Genomic DNA, 306 nt, shown 5'->3' with positions numbered 1-306 from the left:
CGGGCGCGGGGCGAGGCGGACATCACGCGGAGCGTCATGTCCGCCGAGGGCCGCCGGCTGGACGGCGGCCGCACCGGGCGGTTGTGCAGGACCGCGGAACGACGCGCCGCGATCGGGCGCGACGGGCAGTGCACCTGGAGCGGGTGCGACCAGCACGCGTCTCGATGCGAGGTGCACCACAGCCGCTGGTGGGACAGAGACAAGGGAGGCACGTCGATCGGTAACGCGGCTTTGCTCTGCAAGCACCACCACACCGAGGTACACCGACTCAACCTGAGCATCACCCGCCTGGAGAAACCCCCAGGG

Annotated in this window: 1 protein-coding gene; it reads left to right on the top strand. The window is 70.9% G+C overall.

Annotation, left to right across the window (positions count from 1 at the left end; translation table 11 throughout):
• Positions 1-36: 36 nt before the first annotated feature.
• The coding region (locus HP550_RS21855) for an HNH endonuclease signature motif containing protein (protein ID WP_210767460.1) at positions 37-306 on the top strand (270 nt) is incomplete at its 3' end.

This window comes from Cellulomonas humilata (assembly GCF_013359775.1).
Lineage (GTDB): Bacteria > Actinomycetota > Actinomycetes > Actinomycetales > Cellulomonadaceae > Cellulomonas > Cellulomonas humilata.
Note: the sequence above shows the minus strand (reverse complement) of the source record. Positions and strands in the feature narration are given on the sequence as shown.